Annotated in this window: 16 protein-coding genes; 2 read left to right on the plus strand and 14 right to left on the minus strand. The window is 67.6% G+C overall.

Annotation, left to right across the window (positions count from 1 at the left end; genetic code table 11):
• Positions 1–20: 20 nt before the first annotated feature.
• Both ACZ48C_RS00235 and ACZ48C_RS00240 read right to left on the minus strand, forming a co-directional pair.
• Positions 21–641, minus strand: coding sequence for a YitT family protein (locus ACZ48C_RS00235; RefSeq protein WP_464781818.1), 621 nt, complete (start codon positions 639–641; stop codon positions 21–23).
• A gap of 7 nt (positions 642–648) precedes the next feature.
• Positions 649–1,818, minus strand: coding sequence for an amino acid aminotransferase (locus ACZ48C_RS00240; protein ID WP_464781819.1), 1,170 nt, complete (start codon positions 1,816–1,818; stop codon positions 649–651).
• A 209-nt stretch (positions 1,819–2,027) separates the two neighbouring features.
• Here ACZ48C_RS00240 and ACZ48C_RS00245 point away from each other — a divergent pair, with 209 nt between their 5' ends.
• On the plus strand, positions 2,028–2,870 hold the full coding sequence (locus ACZ48C_RS00245) for an endonuclease/exonuclease/phosphatase family protein (RefSeq protein WP_313195526.1): 843 nt from the start codon (positions 2,028–2,030) through the stop codon (positions 2,868–2,870).
• Here the strand turns inward: ACZ48C_RS00245 and ACZ48C_RS00250 are convergent.
• Positions 2,842–4,302, minus strand: a complete 1,461-nt coding sequence (locus ACZ48C_RS00250; RefSeq protein WP_119257352.1) for a phospholipase D-like domain-containing protein — start codon at positions 4,300–4,302, stop codon at positions 2,842–2,844. The two genes, ACZ48C_RS00245 and ACZ48C_RS00250, sit on opposite strands and share 29 nt — an antisense overlap.
• 118 nt (positions 4,303–4,420) lie before the next feature.
• Positions 4,421–5,479, minus strand: coding sequence for a peptidase M14 (locus ACZ48C_RS00255; protein ID WP_464781820.1), 1,059 nt, complete (start codon positions 5,477–5,479; stop codon positions 4,421–4,423).
• A gap of 130 nt (positions 5,480–5,609) precedes the next feature.
• On the opposite strand from ACZ48C_RS00255, the gene ACZ48C_RS00260 reads away from it, so the two are divergent.
• Positions 5,610–6,179 carry a methylated-DNA--[protein]-cysteine S-methyltransferase gene (locus ACZ48C_RS00260; RefSeq protein WP_464781821.1) on the plus strand — a complete coding sequence of 190 codons (570 nt, stop codon included), beginning with the start codon at positions 5,610–5,612 and terminating at the stop codon, positions 6,177–6,179.
• On the opposite strand, the gene ACZ48C_RS00265 is transcribed toward ACZ48C_RS00260, so the two are convergent.
• The 10 genes from ACZ48C_RS00265 to ACZ48C_RS00310 all read right to left on the minus strand — a co-directional run bounded on the left by ACZ48C_RS00265 (position 6,176) and on the right by ACZ48C_RS00310 (position 16,075).
• Positions 6,176–7,042: a sigma-70 family RNA polymerase sigma factor gene (locus ACZ48C_RS00265; protein ID WP_119257355.1), complete on the minus strand. Its 867-nt coding sequence runs from the start codon at positions 7,040–7,042 to the stop codon at positions 6,176–6,178. The genes ACZ48C_RS00260 and ACZ48C_RS00265 overlap by 4 nt on opposite strands.
• The gene (locus tag ACZ48C_RS00270) at positions 7,032–7,493 is read right to left on the minus strand and encodes a carboxymuconolactone decarboxylase family protein (protein ID WP_464781822.1); all 462 of its coding nucleotides are present in this window, start codon (positions 7,491–7,493) and stop codon (positions 7,032–7,034) included. Before ACZ48C_RS00270 ends, ACZ48C_RS00265 begins: the two co-directional genes overlap by 11 nt.
• A 174-nt stretch (positions 7,494–7,667) precedes the next feature.
• Positions 7,668–8,867, minus strand: coding sequence for a CmlA/FloR family chloramphenicol efflux MFS transporter (gene cml / locus ACZ48C_RS00275; protein WP_464781823.1), 1,200 nt, complete (start codon positions 8,865–8,867; stop codon positions 7,668–7,670).
• Between the two features lie 137 nt (positions 8,868–9,004).
• The gene (gene guaA, locus ACZ48C_RS00280) at positions 9,005–10,567 is read right to left on the minus strand and encodes a glutamine-hydrolyzing GMP synthase (RefSeq protein ID WP_464781824.1); all 1,563 of its coding nucleotides are present in this window, start codon (positions 10,565–10,567) and stop codon (positions 9,005–9,007) included.
• Positions 10,568–10,621: 54 nt separating this feature from the next.
• Positions 10,622–11,266, minus strand: a complete 645-nt coding sequence (locus tag ACZ48C_RS00285; protein ID WP_464781825.1) for a 5'-methylthioadenosine/S-adenosylhomocysteine nucleosidase — start codon at positions 11,264–11,266, stop codon at positions 10,622–10,624.
• The gene (locus ACZ48C_RS00290) at positions 11,263–11,712 is read right to left on the minus strand and encodes a PaaI family thioesterase (protein WP_464781826.1); all 450 of its coding nucleotides are present in this window, start codon (positions 11,710–11,712) and stop codon (positions 11,263–11,265) included. The genes ACZ48C_RS00285 and ACZ48C_RS00290 overlap by 4 nt, the downstream gene beginning before the upstream one ends.
• Before the next feature lie 94 nt (positions 11,713–11,806).
• Positions 11,807–12,262, minus strand: coding sequence for a TspO/MBR family protein (locus ACZ48C_RS00295; protein ID WP_464781827.1), 456 nt, complete (start codon positions 12,260–12,262; stop codon positions 11,807–11,809).
• 43 nt (positions 12,263–12,305) lie between these two features.
• The gene (locus tag ACZ48C_RS00300; protein ID WP_464781828.1) at positions 12,306–13,409 is read right to left on the minus strand and encodes a DUF1513 domain-containing protein; all 1,104 of its coding nucleotides are present in this window, start codon (positions 13,407–13,409) and stop codon (positions 12,306–12,308) included.
• Positions 13,409–14,533, minus strand: a complete 1,125-nt coding sequence (locus tag ACZ48C_RS00305) for an imelysin family protein (RefSeq protein ID WP_464781829.1) — start codon at positions 14,531–14,533, stop codon at positions 13,409–13,411. Before ACZ48C_RS00305 ends, ACZ48C_RS00300 begins: the two co-directional genes overlap by 1 nt.
• Before the next feature lie 6 nt (positions 14,534–14,539).
• Positions 14,540–16,075 (minus strand): di-heme oxidoreductase family protein, encoded by a 1,536-nt coding sequence (locus tag ACZ48C_RS00310; protein WP_464781830.1) that lies wholly within the window; start codon positions 16,073–16,075, stop codon positions 14,540–14,542.

Consider the following 16,075-nt stretch of genomic DNA (forward strand, 5'->3'; position numbering starts at 1 on the left):
TTCATAAAGCGCCGCGAGGATCACGTCACCCCGAGATAGCGGCCGGGGCGATGGTTGATGGCGAGCGTCATGTTGACGACGACGGCGCCGAGCACCGAAAGCGCCAGCCGGTCCGCCGGGATGACGAAGAAGGCCGCGGCGAGGATGGCAAGGTCGACGCCGAGCTGGAAATAGCCGGCGCGCAGGCCGAACCGGTCCTGCAGGTAGATCGCCAGCACATTGATGCCGCCGAGCCCGGTGCGGTGGCGGAAGAGGATGAGCAGGCCCGTGCCGGAAAGCGCGCCGCCCATCACCGCCGCATAGAGCGGATTGAGATGGGAGAAGGCGATCAGGCCGGATGTGAGCCGGGTAAGGATCGAGACCAGCGTCACCGCGGCGAAGGTCCGCAGCGTGAAGGCCCAGCCGAGCTTGCGCACGGCAAGCACGTAGAAGGGCAGGTTGATGGCGAAGAACAGCCACCAGAAGCCGATGCCCGTCGCATATTGCAGGAGGAGGGCAAGGCCCGCCGTGCTGCCGGCGAGCAGCACGGCCTTGGTGTAGATCACCACGCCGAGCGCCACGAACATCGTGCCGACGACGATGGCGATGACATCCTCGTAGACGGAGTGGCGCTCGGGCGGGGCTGCGGTGTCGGCCGTCATGGCGTCCTCACAGGCTCAGGAACTTTTCGATGACGGCATCGACCTCCGCCGTCTTGAGACCGGCGATGTTGATGCGGCCGGAGGTCGGCATGTAGATGGCGTGCTCGGCCCTGAGCTTCATCACGTCCGCCTCCTCGAGCGGCAGCAGCGAGAACATGCCCTCCTGCTCGCGGATGGCGGTCAGCACCTGCCAGCGCTTCGAAAGGCCCGCGGCAAGGCGCTCGCGGATCGCGGTTATGCGCAGGCGCATGGATTCGAGCTCGGCCTTCCAGTCCGCCATCAGCGCCTCGTCACCGAGGATCATGCTGACGACCGCGGACCCGTGGTCCGGCGGCATGGAATAGCTGACGCGGGCGAGCGCCGCGAGATTGCTGCGCACGGTCAGCGTCGTCTCGGCGCTGCCGCAGACGGCATAGATCGCCCCGGTGCGCTCGCGGTAGAGCCCGAAGGACTTCGAGCAGGAAACGGCGACCAGCGCCTCCGGCACGGCGCTGAGCAGGATGCGCAGGCCCGCCGCGTCTTCGTCGAGGCCCCGGCCATAGCCCTGATAGGCGATGTCGATGACCGGCAGCAGGCCGCGCTCGGCGACGAGCGCGGCAACGGCGCGCCATTGCTCGGTATTGAGGTTCGCGCCCGTCGGGTTGTGGCAGCTCGCATGCAGCAGCACGGCATCGCCCGGCGCGGCGCCGGAAAGCGCCTCCATCATCCGGTCGAAGAGAACGGCCTGCGAGGGGATGTCGAAGAAGGGATAGGTGACGACCTCCAGGCCGGCGGCCGTGAAGATGCTGGCATGGTTCGGCCAGGTCGGCAGGCCGAGCCAGATGCGCCGCGTGCCGGTGCGCGCCATGAGGTCGCCGGCAAGGCGCAATGCGCCCGAGCCGCCGGGCGTCTGCAGTCCGGCGGTCGCGCGGCCGCGGCCGGCCTCGCCCGTCGTCAGCGCCCACAGGCGTTCGAGGAAGACGGGATCGCCTTCCGGCCCGACATAGGCCTTGGTCTGCTGGGTCTCGACGAGGCGGCGCTCGGCCTCCTTGACCGCGCGGAAGACCCGCGTGACGCCCGTTTCGTCGCGATAGACGCCGACGCCGAGGTCCACCTTGCCGGCGCGCTCGTCCGCCCGGAAAAGGCCGATCAGGGCAAGCAGCGGATCGTCGGGCTGGCGGGTGAGGGCATCGAACATGGCCGGTTTCCTGTCTGGCTGGAGGGTGGAACCGGTTTAGGACAAATCGCCCGAAAATTCGACCACGATATTGCGGGCGAGGCGCAAGACGTTTGCATTGCCTCCCGGACGCTGCGCCGCCCCGACTTTTCGGAACCTTCTTGCCGCAGGGCGGTTGCCGAGAGGAAGCCCGCCCCCATATGATGGGAAGGTGCCATGAGGAAGGTCCATTGGACAGGAACGGCAAGATCACGTCGGCCGCGCTGCTTGCGGCCATTCGCAATCGTCGCGGCCACCGGCCGCCGGAGAACAATCGCCCGGGCGACACCGTCATCGCGTCCTACAACGTGCACAAATGCATCGGCGTCGACCGGCGCTTCGATCCCGAGCGCACGGCGAGCGTGATCGCCGAGATGAATGCCGACATCATCGCCATCCAGGAGGCGGACAAGCGCTTCGGCGAGCGGTCGGGCCTGCTGAACCTGGAGGCGCTGGAGCGCGACTGCGGCCTCGTGCCGGTGCCGATCAACGCGCTGTCCTCCTCCGGCCACGGCTGGCACGGCAACATGATCATGATGCGCAAGGGCGTGGTGGGCGGCGTGCGGCAGCTGAAGCTGCCGGGCGTCGAGCCGCGCGGCGCCCTCGTCGTCCATCTCGACCTGCCGGTGGGAAAGCTGAGGCTCGTCGCCGCCCATTTCGGCCTGTTGAAGCGCTCGCGCGAGCAGCAGGCGATGGCGATCCTCGCCTCCGTCGCGGAAGAGGAGGAGATGCCGACCCTTCTCGTCGGCGATCTCAACGAGTGGCGCGTCGGCCGGCGCTCGTCGCTCTCGCGCCTGCAGCCGACCTTCGATCCGGCCTCCGGCGCGGTGCCGAGCTTTCCCTCCCGCTTTCCGGTTCTGGCGCTCGACCGGGCGCTCGGCCATCCGCACGACCTCGTCACCTCCGTCGAGGTGCACGATTCGCCGCTGGCGCGCGTGGCGTCCGATCACCTGCCGATCAAGGCCCATATCGACCTCAAGGTCGTCTGGGAGCGTGCCGGCGCGTCTACAGATAGGGCGAGCCGAGCCATGTGATGCGCTCGACGAGGCGCTGGGCGAAGGGCCGTGCATTGAGCTCTTCCAGCGTGACCTCCTCGGCATTCGACAGCGCGGCCGTGATGCGCCCGGTGATGCGGTCGGCGAAATCCGGGTCGATCACCTCGATATCCACCTCGAAGTTCAGCCGCAGCGAGCGCGGATCGATGTTCGACGAGCCGACATAGGTCCAGATGTCGTCGATAACCGTCAGCTTGGAATGGTTGAAGGCGCCGGAGGCGCGCCAGATGCGGCAGCCGTATTTGAGCAGCTGGTCGAACTGTGCGGTCATGGCGAGGTCGACGAGCTTGAGATTGTTGGCCGAGGGCACGACGATGTCGATCTCCACCCCGCGCCGCGCCGCCGTGACCATCGCGCTGATCAGTTCGCGGTCGGGCAGGAAATAGGGCGACATGATGCGGATCTGCTTCTTGGCGACCGACAGCGCGCCCATCAGCATGCGGTGGTTGGTCTCCAGACTCTTGTCCGGCCCGGAGGGCACGACGCGGGCGAGCATGCCGGTATCCGGCGCGTCCGGCGGCGGCGGAATGCGCCAGGCCTCGCCGGAAAGATCGTCGCCGCCGGAAAAGCGCCAGTCCTCGTAGGCGATGCGGAAGAGGTCGCTGACGACGGGGCCGGTGAGGCGGAAATGGGTGTCGAGCGCCGCGGCCTGCCCGGCGAATTCCGCGCAGAAGCCGGCGCGGATGTTGAGCCCGCCGGTAAAGGCGGTGGTGCCGTCGACGATGAGGATCTTCCGGTGGGTGCGCAGGTTCGCATAGGGCAGGCGCAGGCCCATGACGATATTGCCGTTGAACACGTCCGTCGGCACCTTCGCCCGTTGCAGCTCCGAGACGATGGAGGGAATGGAATAGCGCGCGCCGACCGCATCGATCAGCACGCGCACCTCGACGCCGCGTGCGACCGCCGCCGACAGCGCCTCGACGAAGCGCTCGCCGGCCTTGTCGCGGTCGAAGATGTAGGTTTCGAGCAGGATGGAGCGCTCGGCGGCGGCGATGGCGGCGAGCATTGCCGCATAGGCCTCGTCGCCGGTCGAGAGCACCGCGATGCGGTTGCCCGAAGTGAGCCGGCAGCGGCCGACAGCATCGCCGAGGCGCTGCATGGCGGCGAGCGCCCCGCCGAAGCGCACCTGCATATGGGCGTTGGAGACGTCGTATTCGTCGAGATGGTGCCAGCCGGCGGCTAGCAGGCCCTCGCGGCCGAGATTGAGGGTCTTTCGCCGGATGCGGTTCACGCCGCCGACGGCATAGATCAGCGCGCCGACCACCGGCGACAGCACGATGACGCCGACCCAGCCGATCGCCGCGCGCACTTCCTCCTTCGTCATCGTCGCATGGATGGCGGCGGGAACGCCGAGTACGATCGACAGCGCGACGAGGATATGCGGCCAATAGGCGGAGAGCGTCTCAAACATGATGCGTGCGGATCATCCCAAGGCGGCAAGCTCTTTTGCTGCTTCTATATATTGCTTCGGACGATACGAATGCGAGGGGGAAGGCCATCCCCCGCGCGAAGATTTTTGCGCGCCCCCGTCAGTCTTCCAGCGTGCCCGGCTTGCGGTCCCTGCGGGTGGCTTCGCGGCAGGCGATCTTCATCAGGTCGTCGCCCCGGCGGGCGTAGCGGGCGGAGCAGCGCGTGGCGATCAGCCCGTCATGGCCGGCCGTGACGGCAAGCGTGCCGCCCGCCTCGCCCGGCCGGATGATGAGGGTGGCGAGCACGTCGCCGGCCTTCACCTCGTCGCCGATGCCGCGGTGGAAGAGCACGGTGCCGGGCTCGGGCGCCTTGACCATCTCGATATTGTCGAGCGGCACGGCAGGTCCCGCATAGGGCTTCGCCTTGTGCGCCGGGTCGGTGACGATGCCGCGCCCGGCGAGGAAGGCCCAGAGGCCGTCCGCATCGCGCCGCGCCATCTCCGGATAGACGTCGCGCCGGCCGCGCAGCTCCACGGTGACGGCAAGGCGGCCCGGCACGCTCTTGAGTTTGTCGCCGCCCTGGCGCTTGAAGGCATGGCCGACGGCCTCCTCGAAGGCGGTGCTTTCGCCGTCCGAGAGGAACACGGCCTCCATGTCGAGCGCCGATGCCAGGTCCGCCGCCTCCGGCCAGAAGGCATCGTCGATATAGGCATATTGCAGGGATTCGTCGTCGCAGTGCAGGTCGAGGACGAGGTCCGCGCCGAGCGCGGTATGCAGCAGCGTCCGTTTCAGCCGGTCGGCGGCGCTGCGGCTTTCGAACGTTTCGAGCAGCGTATCCCGCCCGGCGAGTGCCACCAGCGGAAAGTCGCGGTTGAAATTGGTGCGCGAGCCGAGGTCGAAGCGGCCTTCCATCTCGCCGAAATGGTACTGGGCAAGGCCGATCGGGTTGGCCTGCGGCACGACGGTAATGTCGCCGCGGATCGCGCCGTCCGCCTCCGCCTTCTGCAGGCGTTCCAGCAGGAAGTGGAGGAGCGCGGTGCCGGGCAGCTCGTTGGCATGCAGCGCCGCCTGGATATAGGCCGAGGGCGCCGCGCTGTCGCTGCCTTTGAAGCGGAAGACCGGCACACGCCATTCGATGCCTGCCGTATCCCCGCCAATGATGATCTCGGAACGCTCCACGCCTTTTCTCCTCAAATCGTTTGCCGCGTTATGCGAATTGGTTGCGGATGGCGCAAGCCCCGGCAAGAAACGGGTTGAAACCGGCCGGGCAAAGCCCGATCTTGTGGCAAGACGGGAACGGGAGCCGAAAATGACCGGCAAGACCCAGTATCATATCTTCGAAACGGCGAGCGGACCCTGTGGCATCGCCTGGACGGCAGCGGGTGTCGTGCGCTTCCAGTTGCCCGGCGAGGACGCCGCCAGGACGCAGCGCCTGCTGCTGCGCCGTCTCGAAAATGCCGAGGCCGCCGAGCCTGCCGAGCCGCCGCCGGCCGTCGCCCGCGCCATCGAAGCCGCGCAGCGCTATTTCGCCGGCGAGGAAGCGGATTTTACCGACGTGCCGCTCGATCTTGCCGGCCAGAGTGAGTTCTTCCGGGCGATCTACGATGCCGCGAGGCGCGTGCACTGGGGCGAGACGACGACCTACGGCACGATCGCCCGCGATCTCGGCGCAGGTCCCGAAGGCGCGCGCGAGGTCGGCCAAGCCATGGCGAAGAATCCCGTCGCCCTCATCATCCCCTGCCACCGGGTGCTGGCTGCCGGAAACAAGGTCGGCGGCTTCTCGGCGCCCGGCGGGGCATCCTCCAAGGTGAGGATGCTGGCGCTGGAGGGCATTTCCTTCGCCCCGCCGGAGCCGGCGCAGCAGTCGTTCGGGTTTTAGGCAGGCTGCGTCAGGCTCGTCAGCTTGTCCGGATTACGGGTGATGTAGATCGCGGCGATGCGTCCTTCGACGATTTCCACGGCCGTGGTCTGCATGTGTCCGTCGATGCGGCTCACGAAGCCGGGCAGGCCGTCGATCACGGCATGGCCCAGGAATTCCATCCGCGCGCCCAGCTTCCGCGACAGCCCGAGAAAGAGGCGGACCAGCCGGTCGACGCCCTGGATGGCGTTCGGGAAGGTGAGCACCTTGCCGCCGCCATCCGAGCGCAGCGTCGCGTCCGTCGCCAGCATGGAGCCGAGCGCGTCGGCGTCACCGACACGGCAGGCCTCGAAGAAGGCGCGCGTCAGCGCCTCGCCGTCCTCGCGGGGGATTTCATAGCGCGGCTGGTCGATCCGCACATGGGCGCGGGCCCGCGCCGCAAGCTGCCGGGTGGCCGCCGGGCTGCGCTTCAGCGTTGCCGCAATGTCGTCGAGCGGCTGGTCGAAGACGTCATGCAGCAGGAAAGCGGCGCGCTCCAGCGGCGAAAGCCGTTCCAGCGCCATCATGAGCGTGAGGGTGATGTTGTCGGCGCGTGTTTCATCGTCCGCCGGCTCGATCAGCGGTTCGGGAAGCCATATGCCGGGATAGGTCTCGCGTCGCGCGCGGGCGGATTTCATCGCGTCGAGGCAGAGACGCGAGACGATGCGGGTCAGCCATGCGGCGGGCTCGGCCACCGCCGCGCGGTCGCTGCGGTGCCAGCGCAGCCAGGCTTCCTGCACGACATCCTCCGCTTCCGCGTGCGAGCCGAGCATGCGATAGGCAAGGCGCAGCAGCCGCGGCCGCTGCGCCTCGAAGACGTCCGTTGCCGGGTCGTCACGCCGCATGGCGCCGGTCGACCGGGTGCTCGGCGCGGAAGCCGACCTGTACGCGGTTCCAGACATTGATCGCGCCGATCGCGACGGAAAGCCATGCCTGCTCGTCGGGCGTGAAGGCGGCCTCGAGGGCTGCCCAGTCCTCGTCCGGCGCATGCGTTTGCGCCACCAGCGTCAGCGCTTCCGTCCAGGCCAGCGCCGCCCGTTCCCGCTCGCGATAGAGGGAAGAGTCGCGCCAGCCGGCCAGCAGATGGAGCCGCATCTGGTCTTCGCCGTCCTTCAGGGCCTCGCCGACATGCATATGGATGCAATAGGCGCAGCCGTTGATCTGCGAGGCACGCACCTTGACGAGATGCAGCAGGCTCGCCTCCAGCGGGCTGGCCTTGAGGGCGGCTTCCAGCGCGTACATCGCCTTGAAGGCAGGTTCGGCGCGTTTGAAATAATCGGTCATGCGAGCGGACATTCCAGTCTCCTTTTCGATCCTACACCGCCATGACGACGCAGGAAGGCCGGATGTGACATGGAGTTGCGGAATTTTTTACGTCCATGGCCACGAGCGCAAGCCGGCGCCGTTGCTTGAGGGGGAAATCGAGATCAAGAGGGGCGGGGCAGCCCGAGGACTGCCTCGCCCGGATCTTCAGTCGCGCAGCGAGCGCCTTGTCAGGCGGGCAAGCATGAGCAGGGTGGCCGCCGCCATCAAGGCCGCATAGCCCGCCAGCGGCCAGACGGTGGTGCCGTCGAGCAGCACGACCGCGGCCGTGCCGGCAATGCCGGTGATCAGGCTCTGCACGCAGAAATGCAGCGCAACCGCGGTGCCGGCGGCATGGGCGAAGGCCTGCAGCGCGCCATTGGCGGAGACGGATGCCGTCAGCACGATGCCGACCGCCATCAGCCACATCGGGGGCATGAGGCTCCAGAAGGACGGTCCCAGCAGGTGTTGCCCGAGGACCAGCAAGGCTGCGCCGGAGAGCAGCAGCGCCATGCCGCGCACCGTGCAGCCGGCAATGCCCCAGCGCCCGACAAGCCTTTCCGCAAACCGCGCCGTCGCGATCATGACCAGGGCGGCGGTCGCGAAGGCGAGGCTGAAGCCCAGTTCGGAAAGGCCGGCGCCATCCATCAGGATACGCGGCGCGGTCGAGAAGAAGACGAAGAACGTCCCCATGGCCGCGCTGAAAGCGAGCGTATAGGTCCAGAAGGCAGGGCTTGCCAGCACGGGACCGAAGGCGCGCTTCTGCGCCATCGCCTCGGCGGGCCGCGTCTCGTGCCATTTCGGCAAGGCCACGAACAGCATGGCGATCGCGGGAAGGGCGAGCGCGACGAACAGCGCCTGCCAGCCGAAGGCGCGGGCGATCAGCGCGCCGGCAATCGGCCCGAGGGCGGGAACGAAGGCCAGCATGGCATTCATCAGACTGTAGATGACGGCGCTTTCCGGCCTGTCGGCATAGACGTCGCGGATCGTGGCGAAGAGCGCCACGAGCGCCGCCGAGGCACCGACGGCCTGCACGAGCCGTAACGCCACGAACAGCGGCGCCGAGGTCGTGATGGCGAGGCCGAGGGCGGCGGCGGCGAAGATCACCGCCCCCGCGATCAGCACCGGCCGGCGGCCGATACGGTCCGAGAGCGGGCCGAACAGCACCTGCCCGACGCCGAGCGCGATCATGTAGACCGTCAGGGTGAGCTGCACCACATCCGGCGTCGTCTGCAGGATTGCGGGCATGGCGGGAACGACCGGCAGGTAGATGTCCATGCCGAGCGAAGCGAGAATGTTGAAGGGAGCCAACAGCAGCAGCGCTGCCGGCAGGCTGTAGGTCCACGCGCGTGGATCACGAATACGCATGATTGATCATCCGCTGAATGAGAAATTCGGCGGCGTCTGCGCTGTAGTCTGAAAGGGTTCAGCAGAACGCCGCAACAACAAGGATGTCGTTGCGGCTTATTTCACTGCTTTCTTGGATCCCCGCATGCGAGCCCCCGTTATTCCCACTCGATCGTGCCCGGCGGCTTCGACGTCACGTCGTAGACGACGCGATTGATGCCGCGGACTTCGTTGATGATGCGGGTGGCGGCGCGGCCGAGGAAGTTCATGTCGTAGTGGTAGAAGTCCGCGGTCATGCCGTCGACGGAGGTGACGGCGCGCAGCGCGCAGACGAATTCGTAGGTGCGGCCGTCGCCCATGACGCCGACGGTCTGGACGGGCAGCAGCACGGCGAAGGCCTGCCAGATCTTGTCGTAGAGGCCGGCCTTGCGAATCTCGTCGAGATAGATGGCGTCGGCTTCGCGCAGGATCTCCAGCTTGTCGCGGGTAATGCCGCCCGGGCAGCGGATGGCAAGGCCCGGACCCGGGAAGGGATGGCGGCCGATGAACGAGTCGGGCAGGCCGAGTTCGCGGCCGAGCACGCGCACTTCGTCCTTGAAGAGCTCGCGCAGCGGCTCGACGAGCTTCATGTTCATGCGCTCGGGCAGGCCACCGACATTGTGGTGCGACTTGATCGTGACCGAGGGGCCGCCGGTGAAGGAGACGCTTTCGATGACGTCGGGGTAGAGCGTGCCCTGGGCGAGGAATTCCGCGCCGCCGAGCTTGCCGGCTTCTTCCTCGAAGACCTCGATGAACAGGCGGCCGATGATCTTGCGCTTGGTCTCCGGGTCGGAGACGCCTTCCAGTTCGCCGACGAAGCGATCGACGGCGTCGACATGGATGAGGTGCAGGTTGTAGTGCTCGCGGAACATGGCGACGACGTCGGCCGCCTCGTTCTTGCGCATCAGGCCGTGGTCGACGAGGATGCAGGTGAGCTGCGCGCCGACTGCCTCATGGATGAGGAGGGCCGCGACGGATGAGTCGACGCCGCCTGAAAGCGCGCAGATGACGCGCTTGTCGCCGACCTGCTCGCGGATCGCTTCCACGGCGCGGGCGCGGTAGGCGGACATCGACCAGTCGCCCTTGATGCCGGCGATCTTGTGCACGAAGTTCGACAGCAGCTTGGCGCCATCGGGTGTGTGCACCACTTCCGGGTGGAACATGGTCGTGTAGTAGCGCTTCGCCTCGTTGACGCAGATGGCGAAGGGGGCGTTTTCGGAAACGCCGATGATCTCGAAGCCTTCAGGGGCGACGGTGACGCGGTCGCCGTGGCTCATCCAGACCGGATATTTGTTGCCGACTTCCCAGAAGCCTTCGAAGAGCGGGCTGGCCTTCAGGATTTCCACATCGGCACGGCCGAATTCGCGGGCATGGCCGCCTTCGACGGTGCCGCCGAGCTGGGTGGCGAGCGTCTGCTGGCCGTAGCAGATGCCGAGGATCGGCAGGCCGGAATCGAAGACGATCTGCGGTGCGCGCGGGCTGCCCTGGTCGAGAACGGAAGCGGGACCGCCGGAGAAGATGACCGCCTTCGGCTTTATGCGGTGGAAGGCTTCCTCCGCCGACTGGAAGGGGATGATCTCGCAATAGACGCCTGCTTCGCGCACGCGCCGCCCGATGAGCTGCGTCACCTGGCTGCCGAAATCGATGATGAGAACGCTGTCGGGATGGGCTGTCTGGGTCATGGCGAGCCTTTAAAGAATATCCTTGCGGCGTGCAACGGGGAAAAAGCCGGTTTCTCAGCCTTTGAGCACGAGCGTTCCGTCGGCGGCAGCGGTTTCCAGCCTGTCGACGGCGGCGGCGAGCCTTTCGTCGATCACATGCAGGTATTCCGTCCAGTCGCCGATATGGGTGAGCTCGGCCTTGCCGTCGGAAATGCCGCGAAGCGCGACGAGCCGGGCGCCGAAGGCCTGGCAGGCGCGCAGCTCCGCATAGGTCTCCATCTCCACCATGTCCGCGTCGATGGCGGCATAGGCGGGGCCGGAAACCACGTTGGCGCCCGTCGAAAGCCGGGCTTCCGGCAGGCCCGGCACATGCACGGTCAGCGGGACCTCCGCCGGCAGGTCGAGGAAGGGCGTCGCGCCGCGTGTGAAGCCGAGGGGCGAGGCGTCCATGTCGCGGTAGGAAACCGAGGTCGCCTGGTAGACGCCGGCCTGCTCCAGCACCGCCGAGCCGGCCGAGCCGAGCGAGACGACGAGATCGGGCAGGTTCCCCTCCGCCTCCAGGTGGCAGAGGGCGAGCGTCAGCTGCACGGCGGCCTCGACGGGGCCGACGCCGGTCATCAATGGCGTCATGCGAGCCCTGAGATGCGGGCCGTATTCGGCGTCGACGGCCATGACATAGAGGATGCGGTAGCGGCCGGCGGTCTTGAGGACGAAGCTCATTCGGTGATGTCCTCCCGCCCGCGCACCACCATCATCGTGCCGGTCATCGACGCGATCAGCTTGGCCGGCCCGTCCGTCAGGGCATAGCCGCGCCCGTCGGCGACGATGATGTTGCTGCCCGGCTTGGTGACCTCGCCGCGGAACAGGAAGCGCTCGCCGCGCCCCGGCGACATGAGGTTGACCTTGAACTCGATGGTGAGGATCGAGGCATCCGCATCGATGACGGTATAGGCGGCATAGCCGCAGGCCGTGTCGAGCGCGGCGGAAATGATGCCGGCATGGAGGAAACCGTGCTGCTGCGTCAGCTTCTCGTCGAAGGGCAGCTCGATTTCCACCGTGCCGTGGGAAATGCGGGTGAGCTCGGCGCCGATCAGCCGCATGGCGGCCTGCCGTTCGAAACTTCTCGAGACGCGGTCGGCGAAACCCGACGGAGGAAAGCCTGTCATGACCCCACTATCGCCGGAACGCCGGCCCTGAACCGAAGGTGGCCGAGGTTTGCACGGCGCATGCTGCACTGCAAGCGCCGGGCGGCGATATCCCTCAGTTGAGGACGAGAATCGCGCCGTTGAGTGCCGTCGCGAAGAGGACCCAGGCGAGATAGGGCAGGAAGGCGAGGGCCGACGGGCGGTCCTGCCGCCAGGATGCGGCGATGAAGCCGGCGACGGCGATATCGAGGGCGAGGATGACGATCATCGCCGATGCCGGATCCTGAAGGCTGAAGAACACCGGGGTCCAGGCGAAGTTGAGGACGAGCTGCGCGAACCAGAACCGCATGGCCATGGACCGGCGGAATGCCAGCCAGGTACGCGCCCCGACCACGCCGATGATCAGGTAGAGGATGCTCCAGACCGGCGCGAACAGCCAGTTGGGCGGGTTGAAGGCGGGCTTGGCGAGCGAGGCATACCAGCCGCCGGGCACCGTGTTGGCGCCGATGACGAGGCCGCCGCCAAGAACGAGGATGATGAAGGCGAGATAGACGAGGGGTTTGTTGCTCATGCCCCCAGAGCTAGTGCGCGCCGCGCCGTCGTCCAGAGGCGGGTCAACGCCGCGGCATCAGGCCGGCAATGTGCTGATCCCAGGCGACATCCTCGCGCCGGCCGGCAAAATGGCCGTCATAGGAGGAGACGGCAAAGCCGTGCGGCGCGGCGGCGATGCCGGCGGCGTCCGCGACCGCCTCGTCCCTGACGACGCGGCCGGTCTTGGCATCCAGCGCGACGAAGCGCCCGCCGTTCGGCGAGGTGAGGCCGACCAGCCCCTCGCGCCGGTTGACGGCGATGGCGCCGACATAGTTGGCAAGGCCGATCGTGGTTTCTTCCGGAAGGTCGATGAAGGCGAGGTCCTCGCCCCTGCCGAAATGGCCGACGAGCGGCGGCAGGTCGTTGCGCGGCCCCTCGTACTGGCAGGCGAACCAGATGCGGCCCTTTTCATCAAGGTCGATATGGCGGGTGGAGAGCTGGCGCAGCTTCTCCGGCAGCGCATGACGCTCGACAAGCGCCCCGGTCGCGGCGTCGATCAGGGCGAGCGAGGGCTCCATATGGTCGAGATTGAGCTTGGTGCGGCCGAAATCCGGGTGGGTCTCGATGCCGCCGTTCGCCGCGATCAGGAACCTCCCGTCGTCGCTGACGGAAAGGTCGTGCGTGCCGATGCCATAGGTGGAATATTCGCCGATGCGGCGGTAGCCGTCGCGCGCGTCATAGAGGCCGATGACGCCGCGATTGGCGTCGAAGTCGTTCTCGCTGGCATAGAGCAGCCTGCCGTCCGGCGAGAAGCAGCCATGGCCGAAGAAATGGCGCTCCTCGGTGGCGGCGATGGTGCGCGGTTCGGCTCGGCCGCTCCGGTCGATGACGAGCGCGAAGGTGCCGGGACGGCGGGCGAAGGCGACGAGATGGTTCGTCGCGGGCGAAAAGGCCATGCCGTGGCTGCGGGCGGGAAGCGCCGTTCGGTCGATCACCGTCCCGTCCTCGGCCAGCACTGCGATGCCGAAGCGGCCGTCGCGGTCCATGTAGCCGGAGGCGAAGACGGCGTCGGTGCGGGCGAGCGCGAAGGCCGGGCCGGCGCCGAGCGACGCCACGAAGGCCGTGCCCGCCATGCGCAGGAAGGCACGGCGGTCGAGCGCGGCGCTGGGCAGGCCCATAGCTTCCATCAGTCGCCGTCCGCGAAGGAGAAGCCGGCGCCGAGGCCGATCGCGCCGCCGAAATCGCCATTGAGCGCCAGGATCAGGTCGCGGGTATTGGTGAGGAGGAAGCCGATCTTCTTCTCGTCCGCCGGCGTGGAGACGGCCTTCTCGATGTCTGGGTCGACGGTCTGTGCGACGCCGCGTAGTGCCTTCATCGCGAAATCGACATTGCCGCTGAGCGACGTGCGGCCGGGATCGACGAATTCGGCGATGCCGGACCGGTCGAAGAGCGTCTGCAGGCCTTCGAGATTGGCGTCGATCGAGGTCCAGGTGTTGCCGGAGCGCCAGAAGACCGCCGATTTCGGCCGCGGCGTGCCGCCCTTGCGGTAGAAGGTCTCGATGCGCTGGTCGCGCACCGCTTCCGTCCCGTGCACGAGAATGCCGAGCAGGGCGGTCATCGCCTCCCGGCCGGTGCGGAAGACGGGGTTCTGCGGTCCCGGATGCTTCCAGTGCTGCTGGACGCCGTCAGGCGCGTCCCAGGCCGCCGTGAGCTGCCCGGCCGTCGTCTCGATATGGCTGGCGACGGCGGCGGCGTAGCGGCAGCGGAAGCTTTCCGGCGTCTTTGCGAGGTCTTCGGAACCCGTGCCGTAGAGTGCGAATTCGAGCGCGCCGAAACCCTGGATGGCGACGCTCTTTTCGCCCATTGCAGCGGCATTCGTGTCCGCCTCGTCCGCCTTCTGGAGCAGCGCCTGCACCTGCTTGAGGCCGGTGCTCTTGCGGTCGGGATAGAAGAGGATGCGCTCGAAGCGGTTGTCGTCGAGCACCGGGCCGATGCGCACCATCTCGATGTGGCCCCAGTCCGCGACGGCCTGCCGGAAGGCGTCGTCCACCGCCTTGCGTGAATCGTCCGAAGGCGCCTTGCAGAAGGCGGTCGTCGCCCCGGCCAGCTTGCCGGCGGATGCCTCGAAGGCCCGGTAGCCGGGGCGGATGACGTCGTCGACGGCATGGGTCATGACGCTGACGACGCTCTCGTCGGTAAGCTCGGGCGGCGCGGCCGTCGCCTCTTCCTGCGCCATGGCCGGAAGGGCGGTGGAAAGCATCAGGCTTGCCCCGGCAAGGGCGGCGAAACGCAGCAGGGATGAACGCAGCATCGGCATCTACAGGCTCTCCAGGAAGGTCAGAAGGGCGTCTCGGTCCTGCTTTTCCAGCGCGGCGAAGCGGTCGCGCGCCGCCTGTGCCTCCCCGCCGTGCCAGAGAATGGCCTCGGTGAGGTTGCGGGCGCGCCCGTCGTGCAGGAAAAACGTATGGCCGTTGACGGTTTTTGTAAGGCCGATACCCCAGAGCGGCGGCGTGCGCCACTCCCTTCCGGTCGCAACGCCCACCGGCTGCCCGTCCGCAAGGCCTTCGCCCATGTCGTGCAGCAGGAAATCGGAATAGGGCCAGATGAGCTGGAAGGCATGGGCCTTGTTGCCGGCATCGCGCCGGGTCACGAATTTCGGATGGTGGCAGGAGACGCAGCCGGTCTCGTAGAAGACCCGCTTGCCGGCGAGCGTTTCGGGGAAGCTCGCCTTGCGCCGCGCCGGCACGGCGAGGTTCTCGGCATAGAAGGTGACGAGGTCCATGACCGGCGGCGGCGCCTCGGCATCGCCAAGGCGCTTCTGCACGCCGTTGGGCCGTTCGAGGCAGGCGGTCTGGGCGGGGGTGCAATCGCCGTCGTGGAGCGGCACTTCCGGCGTCGATATGCCGATGTCCATGGCGAAGGCCTCGGCGCTCTGCTGGCGCACGGTGGCGGCTTGCGCCTTCCAGCCGAACCGGCCGAGCGTCTTTCTGCCGGTGGCCGGGTCGATGGCGATGGCGGCCCTGCCGCTGATGCCGTCGCCGTCCGTATCGTCGGGATCGGCCAGCGCCAGGATGTCGGCCTCGTGGATCGCCTGGACGAGGCCGAGGCCGAGCATCGGTTGGGTAACGCGCGGCGAGAGCGTCGTCGCCGGATCGAGGTCGCCATAGGCGAGGTCGGTGATGGAATAGGTGGGGCGGCGCAGCTTCACGACCTCGCCGCCGGCAAGCGTCACAGGCTCTTCCCTGTAGTCGATGGCCATGTGGCCCTCGGCCTTGAGGCCGGGAATGGCCTGGTCCTGAAGCTGGCGGCCGTAGATGGGGTCCGGCAGGCTCATCGCATGGAAGCTCTTCAGCGCCGCTTCTTCCTCCGCCGTCGCCGCGGGCCGGGCAAGGCGCAGGAACATCGAGGTCGCGTCCGCCGCGCCCTCCGGCGGATGGCCGCGCCCGTCCTTGATGTGACAGGACTGGCAGGAGCGCGCGTTGTAGAGCGGGCCGAGCCCGTCGGAGGCCTGCGTGGAGGAGGGGGAGGAGACCCAGAGTTTCTGGAAGAGCGCGTTGCCGAGCTTGAAGGTCCCGCGCTCCTCGAAGGTGATGTTCTCCGAGAAATGCGAGAAGCTGTTCACGTCGACGCTCGCAAGCGAGGTGGCGGCGCCGGCGGACATGGCCTCGTATTGCTCGGCCTTGGAGAAATCCGTTGCCGGTGCCGTCACGGCGGCGACGCGCTTCAGGTCCTTCGCGGAAAGGTCCCCGCGCTCCCGGGTGGCCGAAACGGCGCTGCCGATGACGAAAACGCCCGCCGCGACGGTGAACGCGGCGGAAACCGCGAGCAGGCGACGGGCGGGGCGTTCTGTCAT

The organism is Shinella sp. 1A1, assembly GCF_055379515.1.